Source organism: Actinomyces urogenitalis, assembly GCF_002861525.1.
Taxonomy (GTDB): domain Bacteria; phylum Actinomycetota; class Actinomycetes; order Actinomycetales; family Actinomycetaceae; genus Actinomyces; species Actinomyces urogenitalis.
This window is the reverse complement of record NZ_PKHA01000010.1, coordinates 77,558-100,836: the sequence shown is the minus strand read 5'-3', so window position 1 is coordinate 100,836 and position 23,279 is coordinate 77,558. Positions and strand designations below refer to the sequence as shown.

Annotated in this window: 20 protein-coding genes; 6 read left to right on the top strand and 14 right to left on the bottom strand. The window is 70.0% G+C overall.

Annotation, left to right across the window (positions count from 1 at the left end; all coding sequences use genetic code 11):
- Nucleotides 1-153: 153 nt before the first annotated feature.
- The 6 genes from CYJ26_RS09075 to CYJ26_RS09050 all read right to left on the bottom strand — a co-directional run bounded on the left by CYJ26_RS09075 (nucleotide 154) and on the right by CYJ26_RS09050 (nucleotide 7,391).
- Nucleotides 154-1,338 carry an AI-2E family transporter gene (locus CYJ26_RS09075; RefSeq protein WP_101638307.1) on the bottom strand — a complete coding sequence of 395 codons (1,185 nt, stop codon included), beginning with the start codon at nucleotides 1,336-1,338 and terminating at the stop codon, nucleotides 154-156.
- A gap of 87 nt (nucleotides 1,339-1,425) precedes the next feature.
- A complete protein-coding gene (locus tag CYJ26_RS09070) occupies nucleotides 1,426-2,211 on the bottom strand; it encodes an ABC transporter permease (protein ID WP_006547793.1) in 786 nt (261 codons plus the stop codon).
- 61 nt (nucleotides 2,212-2,272) lie between these two features.
- Nucleotides 2,273-2,764, bottom strand: a complete 492-nt coding sequence (locus CYJ26_RS09065; protein WP_006547794.1) for a response regulator — start codon at nucleotides 2,762-2,764, stop codon at nucleotides 2,273-2,275.
- Nucleotides 2,761-4,791 (bottom strand): ATP-binding protein, encoded by a 2,031-nt coding sequence (locus CYJ26_RS09060; protein WP_006547795.1) that lies wholly within the window; start codon nucleotides 4,789-4,791, stop codon nucleotides 2,761-2,763. The genes CYJ26_RS09065 and CYJ26_RS09060 overlap by 4 nt, the downstream gene beginning before the upstream one ends.
- A 7-nt stretch (nucleotides 4,792-4,798) precedes the next feature.
- Nucleotides 4,799-6,259 (bottom strand): SLC13 family permease, encoded by a 1,461-nt coding sequence (locus CYJ26_RS09055; RefSeq protein WP_101638306.1) that lies wholly within the window; start codon nucleotides 6,257-6,259, stop codon nucleotides 4,799-4,801.
- Between the two features lie 286 nt (nucleotides 6,260-6,545).
- A complete protein-coding gene (locus CYJ26_RS09050) occupies nucleotides 6,546-7,391 on the bottom strand; it encodes an alpha/beta fold hydrolase (RefSeq protein WP_006547798.1) in 846 nt (281 codons plus the stop codon).
- A 120-nt stretch (nucleotides 7,392-7,511) separates the two neighbouring features.
- Here CYJ26_RS09050 and CYJ26_RS09045 point away from each other — a divergent pair, with 120 nt between their 5' ends.
- Nucleotides 7,512-8,027: an S-ribosylhomocysteine lyase gene (locus tag CYJ26_RS09045; RefSeq protein ID WP_006547799.1), complete on the top strand. Its 516-nt coding sequence runs from the start codon at nucleotides 7,512-7,514 to the stop codon at nucleotides 8,025-8,027.
- A gap of 90 nt (nucleotides 8,028-8,117) precedes the next feature.
- On the opposite strand, the gene CYJ26_RS09040 is transcribed toward CYJ26_RS09045, so the two are convergent.
- The 3 genes from CYJ26_RS09040 to CYJ26_RS09030 are packed head-to-tail and all read right to left on the bottom strand — an operon-like array spanning nucleotide 8,118 to nucleotide 11,458.
- Complete coding sequence (locus tag CYJ26_RS09040; RefSeq protein ID WP_034236158.1) at nucleotides 8,118-8,732, bottom strand: UbiX family flavin prenyltransferase; 615 nt, start codon at nucleotides 8,730-8,732, stop codon at nucleotides 8,118-8,120.
- A gap of 6 nt (nucleotides 8,733-8,738) precedes the next feature.
- Nucleotides 8,739-10,262, bottom strand: coding sequence for a UbiD family decarboxylase (locus CYJ26_RS09035; RefSeq protein WP_101638305.1), 1,524 nt, complete (start codon nucleotides 10,260-10,262; stop codon nucleotides 8,739-8,741).
- Nucleotides 10,263-10,291: 29 nt separating this feature from the next.
- On the bottom strand, nucleotides 10,292-11,458 hold the full coding sequence (locus CYJ26_RS09030; RefSeq protein ID WP_034236169.1) for a serine hydrolase domain-containing protein: 1,167 nt from the start codon (nucleotides 11,456-11,458) through the stop codon (nucleotides 10,292-10,294).
- Between the two features lie 113 nt (nucleotides 11,459-11,571).
- On the opposite strand from CYJ26_RS09030, the gene CYJ26_RS11065 reads away from it, so the two are divergent.
- Complete coding sequence (locus CYJ26_RS11065) at nucleotides 11,572-11,784, top strand: hypothetical protein (RefSeq protein WP_081449127.1); 213 nt, start codon at nucleotides 11,572-11,574, stop codon at nucleotides 11,782-11,784.
- A 17-nt stretch (nucleotides 11,785-11,801) separates the two neighbouring features.
- Here the strand turns inward: CYJ26_RS11065 and CYJ26_RS09020 are convergent, their stop codons facing one another.
- Nucleotides 11,802-14,324: an ABC transporter permease gene (locus tag CYJ26_RS09020; protein ID WP_101638304.1), complete on the bottom strand. Its 2,523-nt coding sequence runs from the start codon at nucleotides 14,322-14,324 to the stop codon at nucleotides 11,802-11,804.
- On the bottom strand, nucleotides 14,321-17,194 hold the full coding sequence (locus tag CYJ26_RS09015) for an MMPL family transporter (protein WP_244902058.1): 2,874 nt from the start codon (nucleotides 17,192-17,194) through the stop codon (nucleotides 14,321-14,323). Before CYJ26_RS09015 ends, CYJ26_RS09020 begins: the two co-directional genes overlap by 4 nt.
- Before the next feature lie 168 nt (nucleotides 17,195-17,362).
- On the opposite strand from CYJ26_RS09015, the gene CYJ26_RS09010 reads away from it, so the two are divergent.
- Both CYJ26_RS09010 and mtnN read left to right on the top strand, forming a co-directional pair.
- Nucleotides 17,363-18,061 carry a TetR/AcrR family transcriptional regulator gene (locus CYJ26_RS09010; protein ID WP_006547806.1) on the top strand — a complete coding sequence of 233 codons (699 nt, stop codon included), beginning with the start codon at nucleotides 17,363-17,365 and terminating at the stop codon, nucleotides 18,059-18,061.
- 29 nt (nucleotides 18,062-18,090) lie between these two features.
- Nucleotides 18,091-18,846, top strand: coding sequence for a 5'-methylthioadenosine/S-adenosylhomocysteine nucleosidase (mtnN, locus tag CYJ26_RS09005; protein WP_006547807.1), 756 nt, complete (start codon nucleotides 18,091-18,093; stop codon nucleotides 18,844-18,846).
- A gap of 22 nt (nucleotides 18,847-18,868) precedes the next feature.
- On the opposite strand, the gene CYJ26_RS09000 is transcribed toward mtnN, so the two are convergent.
- Nucleotides 18,869-19,177: a thiamine-binding protein gene (locus tag CYJ26_RS09000; RefSeq protein ID WP_006547808.1), complete on the bottom strand. Its 309-nt coding sequence runs from the start codon at nucleotides 19,175-19,177 to the stop codon at nucleotides 18,869-18,871.
- A 114-nt stretch (nucleotides 19,178-19,291) separates the two neighbouring features.
- Between CYJ26_RS09000 and CYJ26_RS08995 the strand changes: the two genes are divergently transcribed.
- Entirely contained in the window at nucleotides 19,292-20,014 is a 723-nt protein-coding gene (locus tag CYJ26_RS08995; RefSeq protein WP_024034761.1) for a TetR/AcrR family transcriptional regulator, read from the top strand.
- On the top strand, nucleotides 20,007-21,647 hold the full coding sequence (locus CYJ26_RS08990) for an MDR family MFS transporter (RefSeq protein ID WP_101638302.1): 1,641 nt from the start codon (nucleotides 20,007-20,009) through the stop codon (nucleotides 21,645-21,647). The genes CYJ26_RS08995 and CYJ26_RS08990 overlap by 8 nt, the downstream gene beginning before the upstream one ends.
- Nucleotides 21,648-22,101: 454 nt before the next feature.
- Here CYJ26_RS08990 and ahpD read toward each other — a convergent pair whose 3' ends face one another.
- Nucleotides 22,102-22,632, bottom strand: coding sequence for an alkylhydroperoxidase, AhpD family (gene ahpD, locus CYJ26_RS08985; protein WP_101638301.1), 531 nt, complete (start codon nucleotides 22,630-22,632; stop codon nucleotides 22,102-22,104).
- A 2-nt stretch (nucleotides 22,633-22,634) separates the two neighbouring features.
- Complete coding sequence (locus tag CYJ26_RS08980; protein ID WP_034236163.1) at nucleotides 22,635-23,216, bottom strand: peroxiredoxin; 582 nt, start codon at nucleotides 23,214-23,216, stop codon at nucleotides 22,635-22,637.
- Between the last annotated feature and the right edge of the window lie 63 nt (nucleotides 23,217-23,279).

The window sequence follows — 23,279 nt, the reverse complement described above, 5'->3', positions numbered from 1 at the left end:
GCCCACCGCCGCATCCTCACCCTGCACGCCATGATCCGAAACGGCACCCTCTACGACCCCCAACCCACCCACCAACTCCCCGCCGCCGCTTGACACACCACATAGGGGCACGTTATAGCCGACTTCCCCCTGAGCGCCAAGCGTGGCCACGCGCTACCGCTCACCCTCCGCCTGCTCAACAACCTCGAGGCCGTGCTTCGGGTCTTCCTCGCCCACGCCGTCGCCGTCCAGGTCCAGCTTGTCCAGGGTCTGGACGTCCATGGTCTCCGGCGCCGGTACTGGGTTGTCCCCCGCAGACAAGAAGATGCTCACCCAGCGCGCCCGCGGATCAGAGTCAATGAGCATCGCCTTGACGAAGAGCGTCAGCGGCACCGCCAGGATCGTGCCCAGTGCGCCAATGACCTGGGACCAGAACATCAGGGACAGGAAGGTGGTCGTGGTGTTCAGCCCCACCGCGTCCCCGGTGAACTTAGGCTGGATGAGGGTCTGGATCACGAAGTTCAGCACCACGTAGGCCACGATCACCCACAGCGCCGTCCAGGGCCCAGAGTCCACCAGAGCCAGCAGCGCCGGCGGGATGAGGCCCACGAAGAAACCGATGTTGGGGATGTAGTTCGTAATGAAGGACAGCAGGCCCCAGGTCACCGCCATCGGCACGCCCAGCACGCCCAGGGCGACGACGTCGAGCACCGCCACGATGAGACCAAAGACCGTGGAGACCAGCCAGTAGGAGCGCACCGAGCTGGCGAAGCCCGCCAGCGCCGTCGAGATCTCGGGCTTGAGCCGCAGCAGAGCCTCGGCACGCACCTCCACCCGGGACATGTCAAACATGAGGAAGACGATGGTCAGCGCCATGATCATGAGCAGGCTGCCGAAGGAGGTCACCTGTCCCAGCAGCCCCTGAGCCAGCGAGACCACCCGGGAGGTATCGATCATGGAAGAGACCTGGTCAAACAACGTGGTCTGGTCCACGCCGAGCTTGGTGAGCAGGCCCTCTGCGTCCTCCCAGATCGCCTCGAACTTCGAGGAGTAGCCGGGCAGAGTCTCGACCAGCTGGGCCACTGCCACGCCCAGGGCTGCGAACAGCGCCAGGACGAAGGTGTAGACGATCACAATCGCAGCCACCGCTGATACCGGACGCGGCACGTGGTGACGCGAGGCCCAGGCCACCAGCGGCCTGACCGTGATGACGAGCGTGAGAGCGAAGAAGGCGGGGCCCAGCAGGTCTTGAAGGAAGTAGACGCCGGCTCCGCCGATCACCAGGAGGGCGACCGTCAGCGCGATCGTCTCGCCCTGGGTGCGGCTGGTACGTGGAGGAACGGCAGGGGAAGCGCTCATGTACCCGATCCTCCCATGCCGCGCCCGCGGTGACCGGCAGGAACCACCGTCACACCGGCGCGCCGCCCTCCCCACGCCGCGTTCCCGTCACCGCGGCGTCGTCGAGGCGCCTGCCGACGCCGTCGCTCGCGTCTGCGTCCACGGCTCCAGCGGGATGACCGGGCTGGCTGAGGCAGCGCGCGCCACGGTCAGCGCCGTGATGGACTGGGTCAGCATGATGCCGATCAGCACCACCAGCTGGAACTGCGCCGCCTGGACGGGACTGGCTCCCCCGAACAGCGCCCCGACGAAGGCACCGGGCAAGGTCACCATCCCCGTCGAGGCCGTCTGGTCGATCGTCGGCACCAACGTCTCGCGCACCGCCGTCCGCGCCACCTCGGCATAGGCCTGCGAGGGACGGGCTCCCAGCGCCATCCACCCCTGGATCTCATCCGCCCGCTCACGCACTGACCGCAGGAACATCCGCCCAGCCAAGATGGCCGCGCTCATCGAGTTGCCGATGATGACGCCCGCCACACTGACGAGGTAGCGCGTCTCCCACGCCACCAGATGCAGTCCCAGCACGAGCAGCACGGTCACGCTCGCCCCAGCAGCGATCCCCACGACCGCCGCCCTGCGACCACCAGGCAGCTCCCGCAGCCGTCGCCCGGAGGTCAGCGACGCCGTCGTCAGCATGAGTGCGATGAAGGCCAGAACGGTCCAGGGCACAGTGAGCACCCCGTGCAGCACAGTGGCGACGACGGCGAGCTGGACGACCGCCCGTAAGGCCGCCACGGCCGGGGCCCACCCCGTGGCCAGGCCCGCCCAGCGGTGGATCACCATCGTCAACGCCGTCAGGACTGCGAGACCTGCGCCAAACCACACCAGCTCCACGGCGCTTATCGTCCCACTCCCTGGGCCGGCTAGACGCAGCGGCCAGCCCAGGTCACGGGCCTCACACCGGCGCGCCGCCCTCCCAGCGCAGCGCGCCCATCGCCCGCGCACCGTCCAGGGCCGGCAGGTGTGGCAGGGGATCGAGCCCCTCCTCCAGCACGAAGTCCGTCAGCTGCTCACGTACCACCGCCTGCAGGTCCTCGGCCTGCCAGGGCTTGGCGACGTAGTGGTCGAGGCCGGCCTCGTTGACCGCACGGATCGTGTCCGCCTGGTCCGCCTGACCGGTAACCAGGACCTTACGAGCCGCCGCGGTGCGCTCGTCCGAGCTCATCTCTACCAGCATGTCCACGCCCGAGCGGCCCGGCAGACGGTGGTCGGCCAGGACCAGGGCGAGGGCATCGCCGTCGGCCTCGGCCTCAGCCACCACCTCCCAGGCGTCCTCCACGTCCTCGGCAGGCTCGATCCGGGCAACCTGGGCGAAGGGGGCGAGGTCGCCAACGACGGCGTCGCGAACCTCGGGCTCGTCCTCAACGACGAGGATGACCAGCTTCATGACATCTCCTGACTGTGTGATGAGTGAGGACCTGACGGGCTCGCCGCCGCGGGCAGGACGACGCTGACGCAGGTGGAGCCTGGTTGCGAGCGCACCGTGATGGTGCCGCCGTGGGCGTCGACCACGCTCTTGGCCAACCCCATCCCCAGCCCCATCCCGAAGCGGACCTGGCCGTGGCGGGTGGTGAACCGGGGCTCAAAGATCCGGGGCAGGACGTCGGGGGCGATGCCGGGGCCGTTGTCCTCCACATCCACTCGCACCTGCCCGCTACCGGCGTCCTCCACGCGGATGAGGAGGTGGGGATCAAAGCGCTGCCCGCTCTCACGTGCCTGCAGGCCGGCGCTGGCCAGGGCGTCGGCGGCATTGGACAGGATATTCGTCCACACCTGGGCCAGCTCACCGGCCCGACCGACCACGGCAGGCACGTTCTCGTAGTCCCGCTCGATAGCCACCCCTCCCAGGCGGTGGGCGGTCAGCCGCAGGGAGTCCTCCAGGACCTCGCACACGTCGACGTCCTGGTCCATCTCCCCCTCGGGACGCATATAGGTCGACAACGAGGAGACCAGACCGCGGATCCGGTCCGTGGCCAGGGCCATGTTGCGCCCCTGCCGGCCGATCGAGGCCGCGGTCAACGCCGCCTCCAGCCGCTCCGGCTGCGCGGCCAGCGCACGGACCTGCTCGGGGTCCGTGTCCGCATCCATGCCCAGCACCACCAGCTGACGGGCCAGGTCATGGTCACCGACCACGGCCTCCAGGCTCCTGCGAGCAGCACGCTCGGCCCGGGTGGAGGACGCCGGCCGCGTGCGCGCGGCCTGGACGGTCTCGGCGACGAACTTCCCGTCCGGATGGGTGGACATGAGCGCCGCCAGGTCCTCCTGCAGGTGGTCACTGGCGCGCTCCAGCGCCGCCACCGGGTTGTTGAGCTCGTGGGCCACGCCTGCCGCCAGCTCTCCCAGGGTGGCAAAGCGTTCCTGTGCCAGCAGCTCCAGGCGCGCCTGCTCCAGAGCAGCCAGCGCCTGCGCGGTCTGCGCACGCTCGGCCTCAACAGCCGCGGCCAGCTCGATCTTCTCCACCTGCAGGATTTCCGAGCGTGACAGGCGCTTGGTCAGGGAGGAGATGATGAGAGCGGCCAGGTTCTGCTCGGTGGCAGGGTTCTCACGCAGCGCCCGGTCCAGCTGCTCGATGGACAGCAAGATGAGCTCGACGTCGGTGGTCGTCGTCGCCGTGACAAAGGCGCGCCCGTGGGAGGCCAGCGAGACCAGGCCGACGATGCGGCCGGTCGTGGCGTGGTGCAGCGTCACCTCACCAACCCGGGTGTGCCGGGTCAGGGCCACCGCCCCGGAGACGACGATGTAGACGCCGTCGACCGGCTGGCCCTGGTGCGTCAGGCGCACGCCTGGTTCGAGGTGGAGGCGCGGGCGCGGCCCGAGCACCTTCTCGCAGGCCGCGATAAAGGCCATGGTGAGACGGTCAGTGGACTGCCCCAGCGCCTCCAGCATGGGCGAGCGTAATGAGGCCGGTTCATCATCATCCGGGCCCAGCTGAGCCCGGCGCGGGTCATCCGGGCGGTGGTCACGCATCCAACGGCGGATCTGGGCGGCAGCGCGCCCGCCGATCGCCCCTGGCGTCCACGGCACGGCGACGACCTCTTGGACAAGGTCCTCGTCAATCGCGCGCCCCACGTCCGTCAGCTCCAGGCGTTCTGTCAGCAGGACGAGCCTGGCCGAGGCCACGGCTGGGTAGTGGTCGACGGCGGCCGCGACGTCGTCCAGGCTGCCCACCTCGTCCGTGGCGATGATGAGGGCCACCGTGTCCAGGGGCTCGGCGTGCTGCGGGTTGGCACGCGCGAAGAGCTCAGCCAGCGAGCGCACGCGCACCACCTGCGCCACCCCGCGCACGGCCGCCTCGACCTCGTGGGCGGCCTGGCTTCCCAGCGAGGCAGGGGAGACGACGGCGACGACGAGCTGCTCGTCCTCGCTGACGCCGTCGGGCTGCGCCGTGGGCACCTCAGGTGGCTGAAGGGTCATGCGGGCCTCACAGCAGCCCCAGGGCGGACCAGACGGTCGGCATGACCAGGACGAGCAGGGCCGTTCCCACGACGCCGACGATGATGCCCACCTTGGCCATATCCGCCGTCATCACCTCTCCGGTGGCGTAGGCGATGGCGTTGGGCGGGGTGGAGATCGGCAGGCTCATGCCCAGCGAGCAGGCCAGCGCCAGGATGACGGCGATCGTGACCGGGTCCAGCCCGTCAATGCCGGTGGCCAGCCCCATGGCCAGGGGGATGAGGAGGTTGGAGGCAGCCGAGTGGCTGATGACGTTGGACATCGCCAGCCCGAGCACGCCCATGACGATGATGACGACCACCGCCGGCATGGAGTTCCAGTCGAACAGTCCCAGGATCCAGGCGTCCAGACCGGTCTTGCCCACGCCGTCGCCCAGCGCGATACCGCCGGCCACCAGCCACAGCACCGGCCAGGACAGCTTGCCCAGGTCCTCCCCGCCCATCACCTTGGTCACCAACAGGGCCACCACGGCCAGGAATCCCACCACGTTGGCGCTCATGCCGTGCAGGGCCTCGGTCATCCACAGCAGGATCGTGCAGGCGGCGATGACGTAGAAGGTCACGGCCTTGCGGTCGGTGTGCCAGTTGGCCTTCATCTCCAGCTCAATGCCGAGCCCGGCAGGGATGAACATGACGGCGATGAGGAGCCAGGCCCCGAAGAGGATGACGAGCATGAGCGGGATCGCCATGACCATCCAGGAGCCGAAGGAGATGTGGTAGCCCTGCTCAGCCAGCGCCCCCAGCGCGATGGCGTTGGGCGGGGTGCCCACCGGCGTGCCGATGCCTCCTACGTTGGCGGCCACCGGGATGGACAGGGCCAGGCCGGCGCGTGGCCTGCCGGCGGGCAGCGCGCCGAGCACGGGGATGACGACGGCGAACATGGTCGCCGTGGTGGCCGTGTTGGACATGAATATGCTCAGCAAGGCCGTGATGATCATCAGGCCCAGGACCGTCCTGCGGGCCGAGCCGGTGAAGGGCCGGATGAGGACGGCGGCGAGGTTCTTGTCCAGGTGGTACTTCTCTGCGCCGTCGGCAATGAGGAAACCGCCCAGAAACAGGATGATGACGGGGTTGGCCAGCGCCCCAAGGAAGGAGGAGTACTTCGCTGCGTCCTCAGGCACCGCCAGGAGGGCCTGGTCCGAGACGAGGAGCACCTCCAGGGCGATGACCAGGACGGCCGTGGCCACCAGCGGGATCGCCTCGGTGACCCACAGGACGATCGCCAGCAGGAAGATGGAGAGCATCCGCTCGCCCAGCGGGTCCAGGTCGGGCACGTCGATGAGGAAGGGGGCGATGAAGACGATCGCACCCAGGACGAGGCCGATGAGCTGCTTGGTGGACAGCCCCGCTCCCTTGCCCTTGACCGCCCGTGCAGGAGCCAGAGAGCGTGTGGGACTGGTACGGGTCGAGCGAGCGGAAGACCTCGGCATAGCTCCTCCTGGGGGGCGCCGCTCAGGGGGCGCGGGAACGGGGACGTTCCAGCTTCCTTGCCGGAACCGCCGCGATTGTATGCAGTAGGTCACGTTCTCGCCTGGGACTTGCGGCTCGCTCCGACCCCCCGGCACGGCCTTGTCCACTCCCTCGCCCTCTCCAGCCCCTCGCCCCCTCCCTCAAGACCGGGGTTTTCTGTGCTGGACCGTGGTCTAGGGCCGGGGTAGCCCCCGGTTCCGTATGTGAAACCACGGTTCAGACGGGCAGGCCCCAGACGGGCGGGCCTCAGGCGGGCAGGACCTGGGCGAGCCAGGGGTCGACGGCGGCATAGAAGCCCTCCGGCCGGCTCCGGCGCACGTCATGCCCGGCGCCCGGCACGAGCGCCGTCGTCACGTTGGCATGCCCGAGCGCCTCCACCGCCGCCAGGCCCTGCGCGCCCACGCGTGCTGCTCCAGGGCGGTCCCCGGTGACGAGGAGGGTGGGCACCCTCAGCTCCGCCATGGCCTCCAGCCAGGGCACCTCGGGAGCCACGACCCCGGTACCCAGCAGCGCGGGGTCCATATGCTGGCTGGCCCACACTCCCGCCGCGGCCTCGGCGTGCGGCACCGAGTCCGAGGCGAGGGACCGGCTCAGGGCCGCCGGCAGGTCGGCCAGCTCGCTCTCCAGCGCACGACGCCGCGCCGCCCCTCGTGCCAGCAGCTCGGCTGGACTGCGCTGGCCATAGCGGGCAGGGTCGCACAGCACCGCACCCGCGACCAGCTCGGGGTGACGGGCGGCCACGACCATCGCCGTCGCCCCTCCCATCGAGTGCCCGATGAGGACGGGCGGGACAGCCGGCGCCGGCAGGGCTGCTGCTAGCCGGGCCGAGCGCTCAGCCTCGATCTCAGACAGGGCGGCAACGACGTCGTCAACCAGGACCTCGCCCGCGCGCGCCAGCTGCTCCGGGCTCCAGCGCGGGGACAGCCCGTGCCCGCGGGCATCCAGCGCGATGACGCGGTAGCCGGCGCGCGCCCAGTGGCTGATCGCCTCGCTCTGGGAGACGGCCGAGCCAGTGATGCCGTGCAGGAGGACGAGGGCAGGGGCCGAGGCTGGGCCGACGACGATCCTCGCCACAGGCTGTTGCGTCTCCATGTGCTCTCCTCCAGTCCGCGAGTGTGCACCTGTGCACCCCAATGAGTAGTCCCCAGGTGCACACACGGCAGCATAGGTGCACACTCGCGAGGCGGAAGGGACGGACCCTAGGCTGACGCCATGACGCAGCAGAGCCCTGTTCCCACCCCGCACAACGAGTCCTACACGGATACCGACGGCCCGCGCATGAACGTGGAGTCCTTCAACCTGGACCACACCAAGGTCGCCGCCCCCTTCATCCGCGTGGCCGACCGCAAGCACCTGCCGGGTGGGGACGAGCTGGTCAAGTACGACGTGCGCTTCACCCAGCCCAACGTCGACCACCTGGACATGAAGGCCGTCCACTCCATCGAGCACCTGACGGCCGAGCTCATGCGCAACCACACCGACCGCCTCATCGACTGGGGCCCCATGGGCTGCCAGACCGGCTTCTACGCCCTGACGCTGGGCATCGAGCCCGAGGAGTTCGTCCCCCTGCTGGAGGCCACCTTCCGGGACATCCTTGAGGCCACCGAGGTCCCGGCGGCCAACAAGGTGCAGTGTGGCTGGGGCGCCAACCACTGCCTGACCGCCGCCCAGGACGCCGTCCGCGCCTTCCTGGACGCCCGTGAGGAGTGGGACCAGGTCCTGGCCTGACTCTGCAGAGCACGGCCTACCGTCAAGAAGGCACGGAAGCACGCGGGGGCCGCGGGCCATGGCGGCCGCCCTCGGCGCCTGAGGCGCCGCTCAGCGCGCCAGCTCGCCCTCGCCCCAGCGGCGCCGCTGCCAGCCCTCGGCCGGCTCGATATCCAGCAGGTCCAGGCACCGCCCCACCGTCTGGTCCACGATCTGCTCGACCGTAGCCGGACGGGTGTAGAAGCCGGGAACCGGCGGGACGACGACGGCGCCCGCCTCGGTCACGGCCGTCATGTTGCGCAGGTGGATGAGGCTGAGGGGCGACTCCCGGGCCACGAGCACGAGCCGCCGTCGTTCCTTGAGCGTCACGTCTGCCGCGCGCGAGACGAGCGAGCTCGTCACGCCTGAGGCGATCTCCCCCAGGGTGCGCATGGAGCAGGGCGCCACCACCATCCCGCGAGTGCGGAAGGAGCCTGAGGAGATGGCGGCCGCCATGTCACTCGGCTTCCATACGACGTCAGCCAGGGACTCAACCTCCTCCTTCGACCAGTCCGTCTCCAGGGACCGCGTCAGCTGGCCGGAGGGCGAGATGACCAGGTGCGTCTCCACCGTCGTCGCCGCCAGTGCCTGCAGCAGCCGCACCCCGTAGACCGTGCCCGAGGCCCCGGTGATGGCGACGACGACGCGCTCGCGCCGCCGTGCACCGCGCAGCACCGTCTCACTCATGCCCGCTCACTCCTGTCCGTCCGGCTCGTAGGGAGCGCCGGCCGCCAGCCACGGCGCCGGGTCGACGTCGAGGAACTGGGCGCGCTCGAAGGTCTCACGCATCGCCCAGGGGTAGGTGGCGTCGTAGATGGTCTTGGTGGTCATGCCCTTGGCGCTCAGGCGCGGGTCGTAGGCCGGCTGCTGGCTCGGGTCCAGGACGTGGCCGCACACCCCGGGGATCGTGATGATGTCGAGGTCGCCGACCATGCGTGTGGTCATCGCCCACAGGACGTCGTCGGTGTCGAAGACGTCCACGTCCTGGCTGACCAGGATGACGTTCTTGAGCTCGTGGTAGGTCGCCAGCGCCACGAGCGCCGCCTGGCGGGCGCGGCCGTCGTCCAGCGCCGAGCGCTTGGCCACCTGGAGGACGGCGATGAGCTTCCCGCCGCCGGCGGTGTGGGCGTAGACCTGGGTGACCAGCCCCGGCAGCGCCGCGTCCAGGGCGTGGAGGATCGAGGCCTCGGTGGGGATCCCGGCCAGGCTCGTGTGCTCCTCCCCCGGCCCCACGAGAGTGTGGAGGACGGGGTGGTGACGCGTGGTCACCGCGGTGACGCGCATGAGCGGCAGGGAGGGGTTGGCCGGCCCGTCGTAGCCGGGGAACTCCGGCATGGCGTGACCGGTGCCGGTGTTGCGGTCCTCCACCACTCGCGTACCGGGCAGGATCTCGCCCTCGATAACGATCTCCGCGCGGGCGATGGCCAGCTGGTCCACGGTCCGCGCCGGGACGAGCTCGACGGCGTGGCCCCGCAGCCCTCCGGCGATCTGGAGCTCGTCGTAGCCGAAGGGGGTGGTGGGCGCCTCGAAGCAGGCCCCGATGGTGATCGCAGGATCGAGCCCCATGTTGATGGTCACCGGCAGCGGCTGCCCCGCTGCCTCTGCCTTGGCGCGGAAGGCGTCAATATGACGGCCGGGAGCGAAGAAGATGGACAGCTCGTCGCGTCCCTGGACGCAGATGCGGTGGATCGTGACGTCGCTGTGGCCGGTGTCCGGATCGCTGCCGTGCAGCAGTCCCAGACAGAAGTAGGGGCCGGCGTCCACCGGGGTGTTGGTGGGAGCCGGCAGGAGCCGGCGGATGTCGAAGTCCGGGTCGCTGGCCAGGTAGACCTCCTCCTGGGCCGGGGCGAGTGAGGGGTCGGCCGCCACCGCCGCGGCGTCGAGGACCACGGGGACGACGGCGTCGTCCAGCGCCTGGGACATGCGCTGCCCCAGCGCGTCGGGGGCGCAGCCCAGCAGCCGGGCCACTCGGGCACGGTCTGCCATGAGACCCACCAGCACCCGCGAGCGCGGATAGCCCTTGACCGAGCTGAAGAGCATGGCCGGGCCGCGCTTGGTCGGCCGGGCCACCGTGTCCCCAGCACCCACACGCTTGTAGACGCCAGCCAGCTCGGCCTCGGGGTCGACCGGATAGTCCGTGACGACCAGCTGCTCGGCATCGCCGGCGAGCAGGTCCAGGGCGTCGCGCAGGTCGCGGATCAGTGGTGCGTGGGTCATGTGCCTCTCCGTGTCTGAGGTGGTCTGGGTCACAAGGGAAGGACGGGGTCGAGCAGCGAGCGCAGGCGGGCCGAGAGCCGGACAGCGCGTGGGTCGAGCCCGCCGGGCACGGCCATGCGCCGGCGCACGTAACCGAAGGCCAGGCCGTACGTGGGGTCGGCGTAGCCGAGGGACCCGGCGGCGCCGTCGTGCCCGATGGCTCGCCAGGAGGCGAAGGGCGCGGTGTGGTGCGGTTTCTGCATGACGACGCCGTAGCTCGCCTCGATCCCGCCAAGCACCCGGTCCGGCCCGAAGCACTGCTCGGTGCCCATGATCGCCACAGTCTCCTCCCCCAGGAAGGGGGCCTGGCCGTCCACGCCGGTAACGGCGGCGGCGTAGACCCGGGCCAGGCCGCGGGCGGAGCCGACTCCGCCGATCGAGGCAATGCCGGCGGCGCGCAGGTGTCGCAGGTTGGGCTCGATGACGCCGTCGGGATCCATGGGCCCGGCTCCGAAGAAGACAACCGAGCCTAGGTCGTCCGCCACCCGCTCGGCCGGCGCGAGCGAGCCGTGGGGTTCTCCCACGTCCTGGCTGGTGACCGGCCCCTCCTCCAGGGGAGGCAGGACAGGGGCGTAGCGCGGCTCAAGGTCCTCAGGCAGCCCGACGTAGAAGTCGATGCCGTAGCGCTGGCGGACCTCGCGAGCGTAGGCCTCCTGAAGCTCCTCGCCGCCCACGCGGCGATAGAGCTCCTCCATGAGCGGGCCGATCGCGGTGCCGTGGTAGCCGAAGGCCCGGCCGGGGCGCCACAGCGGCCGCATGGCCGCCAGGCCGGCCGCGATCTCACGCGAGTCATAGCGTGTGGAGATCCGCGCGCCGGGAACGCCGACGACGCCGGCCTGGTGGCTGAGTAGCTGGGTGACGGTCACCGACTCCTTGCCGGCGGCGGCGAACTCGGGCCAGTAGCGGGCTACCGGAGCCTCCAGGTCCAGCTCACCGGCCTCAACCAGCCGGGCCAGGGTCAGGGCGGAGACTCCCTTGGTGCAGGAAAAGACTCCGGTGAGGGTGTCCGCCCCCTGGTGGGGTCCGGCCCACAGGTCGACGACCTGCTGGCCGCCCACGTAGGCACTCAGCTGAGCGGAGTAGTCCGGGTCCTGCGCCGCCATCTCAGCCATGAGCTCGCGTACGGGCTCAAGGCCCGGGGCGACCGTGCCAGCCACTTGGCCCGGCCCGGCCGGCCCGGCCCAGGGACCGCAACCGCCGGAGCCGGAACTGGAGCCGGAGCCCAAGCTGGAACCGGGGCCGAGGCCGCTCGGCGTCATGCTGTCCTGTAGTGCCCCGCTCATGCCAGGTGCTCCTTAAGGAAGGAGTCGACGACGCCGTGACCTATGTGGCCCAGCGCTGGCCGCGCGAGGTACGCCCGACCCTGCGTTCACGCATCGGCACCTACCTGCTCTACCACCGCAAGGCGGCTCCAGGCGACGCCGGAGCACCGCCCGCCCCCACCCTCAGCGCGCGATCTCATGAGCCGCTTGGCCGTCCCTGAGATCGCGGCGCCCAGGCTCAGACCACGAGGGCCTCGCGACGCAGCGCCTCCAAGCTCGTAGCCCGACGGCGGCGCACTGCCAGCGTCATGACGAGTGCGCTGGCGCAGCCCCACACCAGGAGGATGACGATCCCGCTGCCGAGGCTGACTCCCGCCGCCCCCAAGACCACCGAGCGCAGCGCGGAGGCCAGCACCGGAACCGGCAGGAAGCCTGCAGCCCCGGCGAAGACACCCGTCAAGGCCTGCGGTACCGAGGCCCCGACCACGCACACCGCCTGCGCCACCAGAAGCAGGACCGAGGCGCCTGTGCCACCACGGGTACCCAGGGCGGCAACCAGTGCAGCATGCAGCACCGTCATCGAGACAGCGCCGACGACTACGAGACCCACAACCTGGGCCAGCTCATCGGCCCCGCCGCCGAGGTCCGCACCAGCCAGCGCCACCACGGCCACTAGCAGCAGGGCCTGAGCAACTGCAAGGCCCAGCGCCGGGCGGAGCGAGGCGATCGCCAGGCGTGCCGGGCTCATGGAGGCTTCCACCCGCCGACGGCTGAGCAGGCCCAGACCCGAGACGATCACCAGCGCACCGACCCACAGGGCCAGGGACATAGCGGCCGGCATGCTCGAGCTCTTCGGGCTCGTGCGACCCACCTGTGTCTCGTCCACACTCACCGGCTGCGCCAGGGAGCTGGCCAGCGCACTGGCCTCCTCCTCGCTGTAGGAGGGGACGGCGTCCACGGCCGTGCGCAGGCCGTCCGCCAGGCTGGAGGAACCAGAGCCGAGCTGGTCCACCCCATCCTTGAGGGAGCCCGTGCCCTCGGCCAGAGAGCTAGATCCCTGGGCGAGCTGCACCGCACCGTCACGGGCCGAGCCCGCACCGGTGGCCAGGGAGTCGGTGCCGGCAGTCAGCTGGGCCAGGCCCTGCGCCAAGGAGGTGGACCCAGCCGATACCTGCCCGGCGCCCTGCGTCAGCGCCGCGGCACCGTCGCTCACGCCAGCGGCGCCGTCCACCAGCTGCGAGCCCTGCCCGGACAAGGTCGCGAGAGCCCCGGCCAGGGTGGCGCCCTGACCGGTAGCCGGGTTGTAGACATCGGAGGCCGAGCCCAGACCGGCAGCCAGGGCGGAGGCCCCGGACGCGGACTGCTGGGATCCCGAGGCCAGCTCAGCCACGCTCGAACGCAGCTCGGCCGCGCCCGCATTCAGCTGCTGAGCACCGGTAGCGACCTGGCTGACGGCTCCCGTCATCTGCGCAGAGGAGGCCGCCAGGGAGTTCAGCCCGCCCATGACCGTGCCCGAGGCCTGGGTGTCAGACTCCCCTCCCATTCCGGCCACCGCACCGGCCAGGTACTGGCACGTGGCGTCAGCCTGCCCGTGGTCGGCCAGGCACTGCTGGTAGGCACCAGCCAGAGCCTGAGAGACCTGGGCTGCCCCGGCCTGGGACTGGGCCACGCCTGCGGTGTAGTCGTTGACGGCTCCGTACAGGCTCTGGGAGCCCGCCGAAGCCGAGTCATCCGAGGTGCCGATGCCTGCGGCAGACTGCGCTGCCCCGTCAGCCAGCGCGTTGACGCCGCCGTAGAGCGTTCCGCTCTCCTGCGTGTCCGACGCCGCTCCTACGCCCGCCGCCAGTCGCGCGACGCCGTCGGCCAGCTGCCAGGCGCCGGGCAGGATCTGGGTGGTGAGGGTGGAGTAGGCCTGCCCCACGCCGGCGGTGTAGCTGGACACCCCTGCGCTCAGGCTGCTGGCACCGGCGGACAGCTCACCGGCCCCTGAGGCGAGGCTGGCGGCGCCCGAGTCAAGCTGGGCCGCGCCCGCGGCGGCACTGGAGGTGCCGGAGGAGAGGGTCGCCGCCCCTGAGCTGAGCTGTTCCAGTCCCTGGGTCAGGGACCCGGCTCCGCTCGCCAGCTGCTCGGCTCCCTCATCCACCTGTGTGACGCCGTCACCGACCTGGCCGACGCCGTCCGCCAGATCCTTGGCACCGTCCGCAGCCGTGCCCAGCTGGTCCTTCATCCCGCCGATCTGGGTCAGGGAACCGTTGAGGTAGGCCAGGGTCACGGTGGTGCCCAGCGAATCGGCGGCCGCCGAGACGATCTCCTGGCTGGCTGCCCCCACGGCCTGCGAGACCGAGCCCGCGGTGCTCACCGTGACGGTGGCCGGCGTGGCCTGGCCCGCCAACGTGTCCACGATCGACTGGCTGAAGCCCTGCGGGATCGTGATGACGACGTCGTAGGTGCCGTCCTTCAGGCCCTGCTCCGCCGTGTCCTGGCTGACCACGGAGTAGTCCAGGCGCTGCGTGGTGGCGCCGGTGCTTGAGCGTGCCGTCATGGAGTCCTCAGGGCCGGTCAGCCGGCCCACGAGCATGCGCCCGGCCGGCAGCGCCTGACCGTCGGCCGTCGAGGCTCCGGCACCGTCAAGGTTGACGATGGCGGCCGGGATCGCCGCAGCCTGCGAGGCCGGGGTGGTGGCCGCAGACAGCACCATGAGGCCCGCGAGCGCGGGCACCAGGACGACGAGAACGGCGAGGATGATCGAGCGGCGCTTCATGCGTGAGCCTCGTTTCCTGCGGTGTGGTCAGAATGGTCGGTGTCAGAGGCAGGCCGGGTGGGCGGCGGGGTCGCTGACCGCCCGGCCTGCGGGGAAGCGGTGCGTGGTGGGGCTGCCACCCGCTGCGGCGCACGGCGCAGGCGTGCCACGCCGTCGCCGTCGACCTCCACCACGCTGGCCAGCGTGACCCCGCTGGCGGCTGGAACCTCCTGCGGTGCGCCCGGGCCGGCGGTGACGATGACCGCGACCCCACGCCCGGCGAGCTCGCCGACCCGCTTCCACCGCCGGTCACCCGGGTCATCGACGACGACGATCTTGACGTGCTCAGCAACCGGATCGTCATAGGCGTGGATCGAGGTGGTGACGGTCTGGATGGCGGCGGCACCGTCAGGCAGGACGTGGTCATCGACCACGAGCAGGCCCTCGCTGGGCCGCAGGCGTCCTCCCACGAGCGCCGCCAGCGCGCGCCGTGCCACCGAGTGCTCGGTACGCACCAGCGCGACCTCCCCAGCGGCCACCGTCAGGTCCAGGCCGGACAGGGCGGCGCCCTCGCTGTCAGAGACGGTGACCCCTTGCGCCCGCAGCACCACCTCGCCGTGCTCGGCGACCCAGGCCTCGTGCTCCAGGGTGCGTTCCAGGCCCTCGCCCTCGACGTCGATGACGGGCAGCTGACGCTCCAGCCAACGCGGCAGCCTCCAGGCGGCGGGCCCGAGCGCGCTCATGATCGCCGGGATGAGGGTCATGCGCACGATAAAGGCGTCCACGGCGATGCCGACGGTCAGCGCCACCGCGATCGGCTTGATCTCAACAAGCTCAGCCGGGATGAAACCGGCGAAGACCGCGGTCATGATGACGGCCGCTGCGGTGACCACCGTGGCTGAGCCGACGAAGCCCTTCTCCACGCACTCGCAAGCGATCTGGCGTGCACGCTCACCGCGGGCCACTGGTCCACCGCGGTGGATCCACTCCTCGCGCATCCGCGAGACGAGGAAGACCTCGTAGTCCATCGCCAGGCCGAACAGGACGCCCATGACGATGACGGGCATGAAGGAGATGACGGCGCCAACCTTGGACACGTCCAGCAGGCCCGCCAGCCAGCCCCAGCCGAAGACGGCGCCAGCCACGCCCATTCCCGCCGCCAGGGACAGCAGGTACCCCAGGGTGGCGGTCAGCGGTACCGCGATCGAGCGGAAGACGAGCATGAGCAGGACCAGGGACAGGCCCACCACCACGATGCCGAAGGGCAGCAGCGCGGAGTTGAGGGACTGCGAGACGTCAATGGCAACGGCCGTCTGACCCGTGACCATGACCTCGGTGATCCCCAGGTCTTTCTCATAGGTGGAGGCGTTGTCCCGGATCGTGTGGACCACGGCCTCGGTGCGCGAGTCGGTCTGGGCGTAGGTGGGGCGGATCTGGACCAGGGCGAGCGTGGCGTCCTCGTTGGGCGTGGCCATGGCGATGTCTGCCACGCCGTCGATCTGGGAGATGTCCTTGGCCAGCGTGTCCACGACGCCCAGCGGGTCAGTGGTGTTGGTGATGTCTGCGATGACGACGATGGGGGAGTTATAGCCGTCCCCGTAGGCGGCGGCGATCGCGTCATAGGTCTCGCGCTGCTCGGTGCCCTCAGGCTGGAAGCCGTTGTCCGTCAGGGCGAGCTTGAGACCGGTGATCGGCACTGCCGCCACGGCCAGGACCGCGAGGACGGCGCTGACCGTCAGCCACGGGTGTCGGGTGACCCCACGCACCCACCGCTGGGCAAAGGTGGGCCTGCCCGAGGCCTGACGCTCCCGCTGGCACCGGGCGCGCCGCGCGTCAGGCTGGAGCCTCCTCCCCAGTGCCCCGATGAGGGCCGGGACAACCGTCAGCGCGACGAGCACCGCGCAGGCCACCACGAAGGCCGAGGCCACACCCATGACCGTGAGGAAGGGGATGCGGGCCACGGCCAGGCCGCACAGGGCGATGACCACGGTGGTCCCGGCAAAGACGACGGCGCTGCCCGCCGTCGCCGTGGCGCACCCGGCTGCCTCGGCCGGGCTGAGTCCCTGGGCCAGGTACTCACGGGCCCGGGAGATGATGAACAGGGCGTAGTCGATGCCGACCGCCAGGCCGATCATGACGGCGAGCACGGGCGTGGTGGAGTTGACGTCAACAACGTTGGCCACCACGAAGATGCCGAGCATTCCCGCCGCCACACCGATGAAGGCAGCGATCAGCGGCGCGCCGGCAGCCAGGACCGAGCCGAAGGTGATGAACAGGACGATCGCGGCGATGACCACGCCGATGAGCTCGACCACGCTCAGCCCCAGGCTCACCGAGGCCCCGATCGAGCCAGAGTCCTGGATCCTCAACTGCGGGTCCGCCTTCTGGGCGGCAGCCTTGGCCTCCTCGATCTGGGCGTCGAGGCGCTGGGCCGCGGAGGTGGTACCGGAGGTGATCGAGCCCAGGGAGGTGTCCGCCTGGATCTGGGCCAGGGCGTGCGCGCCGTCCTGGGAGACCGTGGACGGGCTGGCCGGGGTCCCGCTAGCGGCGTCCGCCGCAGAGCCGAAGGGCTGGGAGACCATGGCCACGCCGTCCATGGCGGACACGGCACTGACAAAGCCCTCGATGGCCTGCCGGTGTGCCTCGATATCACCGTCCTTGGCGGTGAACAGCACCTGCTCGGAGGTCCCGGCGGCCTGCGGCAACCGGTTCTCCAGGACCTCCAAGCCCTTCATCGACTCGGCGTTGTTAATGGTGAAGGTGGAGGAGAGGTTGGCCCCGGTCAGGGCCACCACCCCGGCCAGGGCCGCGATCAGGACGAGCCAGGCAGCAACCACTCGCGCGGCGTGCTCAGCACACCAACGTCCCACCTTGTGCAGCAGTGCGGACACGTGCGTCCTCTCGACAGGCCCAGGAGCGGGCAGACGAAGTTTCCGTACAAAACTGTACTCGATATATGATCGTACGGAAACATCGAGCACCGGATGAGTGCCACGACCTACCCTGCCCCTACCCACCGACATCAATTCCGGCACCAGCCACCCAGCACCTGGAGGACCATGGCCTCGCCTCAGCTTCGTAAGCGCGAGAACACCCGCGCCCGACTCGTGGACGCCGCCGCCACCGTCATCGCCGCCAAGGGCTTCGAGGGCGCGCGGATCGACGACGTCGTCAGCCAGGCCGGATTCACCCGCGGCGCCTTCTACTCCAACTACTCCTCGCTCGACGAGGTTCTCACCGAGGCCCTGATCGCCCGCGGCCGCCGCCTGCTCACACGCGTGACCCAGGCCGTGGAGGAGATTGAGGGCGAGATGACGATCGAGACCCTCATGGAGGTCCTGGAGCTCATCCGCCCCGAGGCGCGCACGATCTACCTCATCTCCACCGAGTACACCCTGCGCCGCATGCGCCACCCCGACTCCCCCGAGATCCCGCTGGCCACCCGCGAGGAATTCACCGGCCTGCTGTCCGGGGTCGTCGTCGACGTCCTGGCCCGCATGGGACGTACCCCCTCCCTGCCCGCCCACAACATCGCCGACGTCATCGCCCTGTTCTTCCTCGACTCCATCGCCAAGGAGGCTCAGGCCGGCAGCTCACCCACCTCGCCCCACAACCCGCGCCAGTACCTGCGTTACGTCATCGAGGCCGTCATCACAGCTCTGTCCCACCCGGTCGACGACGGCGAAGCGAGCCCGGTCCACTCCCTCACCCAGGTGGTCAGCCAGCTCGGACCCACCTGCCCGCAGGGCGAAGAGTAAGTGTCACACCCCTCCAGTAGGGTCGCCCCATGAGCACCCGCCGCGTCGCCGCCCTCGTCGTCACCGCCATGCCTGAGGAGGCCCAGCCCTTCCTGGAGGCGCTACCCCTGGTGGACAAGGCTGAGCCAGTCAGCCTCCTGGGCGCCGCCCAGGCCTGGTCCCTTGAGCTTCCCGCCCGTGAGGACGGCGCCGAGCCGCGCGAGCTCGTCCTGGTGCACAGCGGCATCGGCCTGGTCGCGGCCGCGAGCGCACTGTCCACCACCCTGAGCCAGGTCACCCCTGACCTCGTCATCTCCGCCGGCACCACCGGAGGCCTCGGGCGCGAGATCGAGGTCGGGGACGTGTGCGTCTCCCAGACGCTGGCCTACGGGGACGTGGATGCCACCGCCTTCGGCTACGCCGTCGGCCAGACTCCCGGCCAGCCCGCAACCTTTACCGCGGACGCCGAGCTCGTGGCACGTGCCGGTGCCGCCCTGGAGGCCCTGCACCAGGCCACGCCCACCTCTGCTGAGGCCAGGATCCACGTGGCGCAGATGCTGGCCGGCGGCTCCTTCGTCACCGCCGCCAACGTCAAGGACATGCGTGAGCGCTTCCCGCAGGCCGTGAGCACGGATATGGAGTCCACGGCGCTGGCACAGGTGTGCCACGCTGCCTCCATCCCCTTCGCCTCAGTGCGTGGGGTCTCGGACCTGTGCGGGCCCGAGGCCGGGCAGGACTTCCACATCGGTGCCGACGAGGCCGCAACCCGCTCGGCCGCCGTCGTCCTGGCCGCACTGAACGCCTAAGGAACCCCCGAGGGCTCGGCCCTCAGGCCTGCTCGCGCAGGTGAGCCTCGACCCGCTCAACCTTGGCCGTGAGCTGACCGTCCCAGCCGGGGCGGATGTCTGCCTTGAGGACCAGGGAGACTCGTGGGCTCACCGCCGCAACCGCCTGGCAGGCACGCTTGACCACGTCCATGCACTCATCCCACTCGCCCTCGATCGTGGTGAACATCGACGTCGTCTCATTGGGCAGGCCGGACTCGCGCACCACGCGCACAGCGGCGGCCACCGCCTCGGACACAGAGCCGTCCGGGGCGCTGGAGGTGGACGGGGAGACAGAGAAGGCAACAAGCATGCCTCCATCCTCACCCCCACAGCCCACCCGACCGGGTATTCCCACGGTTCCTGTGCCGATCGGCACACATTGTTGCACTTGGTGCAAAGTCTGCACCGGGTGCAGAATCTTCATATGCCTCCGACATCAGATACCGCCTCCCGCGAGCCGAGCCTGCGGGCCAAGCGCGCGCGGCGCACACGCCAGGCACTGCAGGCCGCGGCCCTGCGCCTGGCCGCCGAGCGCGGATACGAGGCCACCACAATGGAGGACGTCGCCACCGCGGCGGGAGTCTCACGGCGCACCGTGTTCAACTACTTCCCCACCAAGGCCGACCTCTTCATCCGCATGCCCAGCTCCCCCGAGCACGAGGACATCGAGCGCTTTGTCGCCTCGGACGGAGACCTGCTGGACGACCTGGCGGCGCTGACCGCCAACACCGACCCCAGCGAGCTCGTGGACCCCGAGGACTTCCGCAACCTGCGGCTCGTCCTGCGCGACAACCCCGAGCTCACCCTGGAGCTCCAGAAGCACGTGCGCCTGTACAGCTCGGTCATCCGTGCCGCCATCGCGCGGCGCCTGGACGCCGACCTGTCCGATCCGCGCGTCCTGGCCGCCTCCGCCCTGTCCTCGGCCCTGCACAAGAGTGCGATCAACCTGTGGGCGGACCAGGCGGGTAGCGACTGCCCCGCCGGCGAGGACGCACCAGCCTCCGGGCGGCGTCGCCACACAGCAAGGCACCTGGAGTCGGTCAGCGACGCCGTCGCCCTCATCACCACCAGCCTCAAGGAGCTCCTGGCTCCCCATCAGCAGGCTGCTACCTCGACCTCACAGACAGAAAGGACCTCGCGTGACTGACACCGCCACCTCCGCGAGCGCGGCCGCCACGCCTGCCGCTGAACCGGACTTCCACCCCGACCGGCGGTTCTGGGCGGTCTACGCCTCGCTGCTCGTCGTCATGTTCCTGTCCGCCCTGGACCAGACGATCGTGGGTACCGCGCTGCCCACCATCGTCGGAGACCTGGGCGGGGCCAGCCACATGGCCTGGATCATCACCGCCTACACCCTGGCCGTCACCGTCGCCATGCCGGTCTACGGCAAGCTCGGCGACCTCGTGGGGCGCAAGAACCTCTTCCTCATCGCCATCGCCCTGTTCCTCATCGGCTCCGCGCTGTGCGGAACGGCGTCCAGCATGGGCCAGCTCATCGCCTGGCGCGCCCTGCAGGGCCTGGGCGGCGGCGGCCTCATGATCTCCTCCCAGGCCATCACCGGTGACCTCATTCCGCCCCGCGTGCGCGGCACCTACATGGCCCCCATGGGCGCCATGTTCGGCATCGCCTCGATCCTCGGCCCGATCGTGGGCGGATGGCTGACCGACTCCGTCTCCTGGCACTGGGTCTTCTGGGTCAACCTCCCGCTGGGCGTCGTCGCCTGGATCGCCGTGTGGGCGGTCCTCAAGCTGCCCGCCCACAAGCTCACTGCCAAGATCGACTGGCTGGGCCTGGTGCTGATGAACCTCGGCGCCGTCCTCATCGTCCTCGTGGCCACCTTCGGCGGCAACGAGCTGGAGTGGACCAGCCCCGCCCTCATCGCCATGGTCGTGGTGGCCGCGCTCGCCTGGCTCAGCCTGCCGCTGGTTGAGAAGCGCGCTGCGGAGCCGATCCTGCCGATGAGCGTGCTCATGAACCGCACCTTCATCCTCACCACTGTCCAGGGAATGCTGGCCATGGGCGGGATGATCGGCGCCAACCTCTACCTGCCGACCTACCTCCAGATGAGCTACGGCTACTCCGCGACCGTGTCCGGACTCCTCCTGGTCCCCATGACCGTAGGCATGCTCGTGGCAGGTATCGGCTCTGGGATCCTGGTCACCCGCACCGGCCGTTACCGCCTCTACCCGGTGGTGGGCCCGCTCATCGCCGCGGGCGCCCTGTGGTGGATGAGCATCTTCACCGCCACCACCCCGGTGTGGCACATCTCGACGGCCGTGTTCGTCATGGGCGCCGGCATCGGCCTGTTCTTCCAGCTCCTGGTGACCCTGGTGCAAAACGACGTCGAGCCGCGCAACCTTGGCACGGCCACCAGCGGGAACAACTTCTTCCGCGAGGTGGCGGTCTCCCTGGGCGCGTCACTGATCGGCGTGGCCTTCGCGGACAACCTCACGGGCCAGCTGACCACCAACATGACCGCGCTGGCCTCAAGCAAGGACCCGCAGGTCCTCCAGGCCCTGGCTCAGTTCGAGGGGACCAACACGGCCTCCTCCCTGACGCCCGCACTGGTCAACCAGCTGCCTGACGCTCTCCACACGGCGGTCACCACCGCCTACGCGGACGCGCTGAGCCCCATCTTCCTCATGATGGTGCCGATCTTCCTCGTCACTGCTGTCATCGGCCTGTTCTACAAGGAGGTGCCGCTGTCCCAGAAGAGCGCCCTGGAGCAGGTCGAGGAGCAGGAGCGCCAGGAGGCCGAGCGGGAGCTTCAGCAGGCCTGAGCTCGTGGGCTCCCGGCTCCGCCACCCCACCGCCACCTCCGCTACCCCACCGCTTCCGTCGCTACCCCTTCACCTCCTCCGCTACCCCGTAGCGCGCGCCACGGCACACAACCCCACCACCTCACCGCGCCCACCGCTACCCCTCCACGTTCGTCGCCACCCCTTCACCTCCTCCGCTACCCCGTAGCGCGCGCCACGGGGTAGCGACGAACAGTAGGGGGTAGCGAAGAACGGCAAAGGGTAGCGAGGGACCCCCTGGGGTAGCGGCGGACGGCGAGGGGTAGCGGCAGACGGCGAGGGGTAGCGGCAGACGGCGAGGGGTAGCGGCAGACGGCGAGGGGTAGCGGCAGACTCCCAGGGGCAGCAGCAAACGCACGACGGCGGCCGATGACCTTCACACAGAAGATCACCGGCCGCCGTCGTCATGCTCGTGCGCGGCGCGCACCGGCCAGGTTCAGCCGAGAGTCTCGACGACCTCGATCGCCTGAGCAGCACCCTGGACGGTCGCCGCGATACGCACGGCCTCCCAGACCTGCTCGGTGCTCAGGCCCTCACCACGCACGGTGGCGTCGTGCGCGGTCACGCACTTCTCGCAGCCGTTGATCGTGGACACCGCCAGGCTCCACAGCTCGAAGTCGACCTTGTCGACCCCGCCGGAGGACCCGATGATGTTCATGCGCAGGCCCATGCGCTCGTTGGCGTAGTCGCCGCCCAGGAAGTGGCGAGCACGGTAGGCCACGTTGTTCATCGCCATGATCGAGACGGCACCGAGCGCAGCGGACACAGCCTCCTCACTCAGGTGCTCCTTGGCCTCCTCAGCCACCTGGACGAGCACGGACTCGTTGCGGGTGGCGGCTGCAGCAGCGAGGAAGGTCCCCCACTGCTGCTGCTCGGTCAGCGTCGTGGAGCGCACAAGGCTGGAGAGGTTGAGGGACAGGTCCTTGGCCCACTCGGGCAGGGCCGAGCGCAGGTTCGCGATCGTCATCCTCAGGCCTCCATCTCGTGCAGGGCGTCGATGGTGGCAGCGCCGGCCTTCCAGTTGCAGGCACACAGCTCGTCGGACTGGAGGGCGTCGAGCTGACGCAGGATCTCCTCGGTGTTACGGCCCACGGAGTCAGCCGTCACGGAGACGGACTGGATGACGTTGTGCGGGTCGACGATGAAGGTGGCGCGGTCAGCCTCACCGGTGGCGCGCTTGATGCCCAGGGCCTCAACCAGCTCGCGGTTGAGGTCGCTGGCCATGGGGAAAGGCAGGTTCTGGAGCTTGTCGTGGCTGCGACGCCAGGCGTAGTGGGTGTACTCGTTGTCCACGGACACGCCCACGACCTCGCAGTCGCGGTCCTTGAACTCCTCGTAGAGGTCACCGAAGGCGGCGATCTCGGTGGGGCACACGAAGGTGAAGTCCTTGGGCCAGAAGAAGACCACGCGCCAGGTGCCCTCGGGGACGTTGCTGGAGACGGTGGTGAAGTAGTCCTCAGGCTGGTGGGCGTCCACGTCCTTGAGGTTGCCGGGGATCACGGCGGTGAGCTCGTAGCTGGGGAACTGGTCGCCGATAGTGAGAACGGCCATGGTGCGCCTCCTGTAGTGCGTTGTGGAGTGCGGGCCGGCAGGCCCCACACCCGTGTCCTGCAC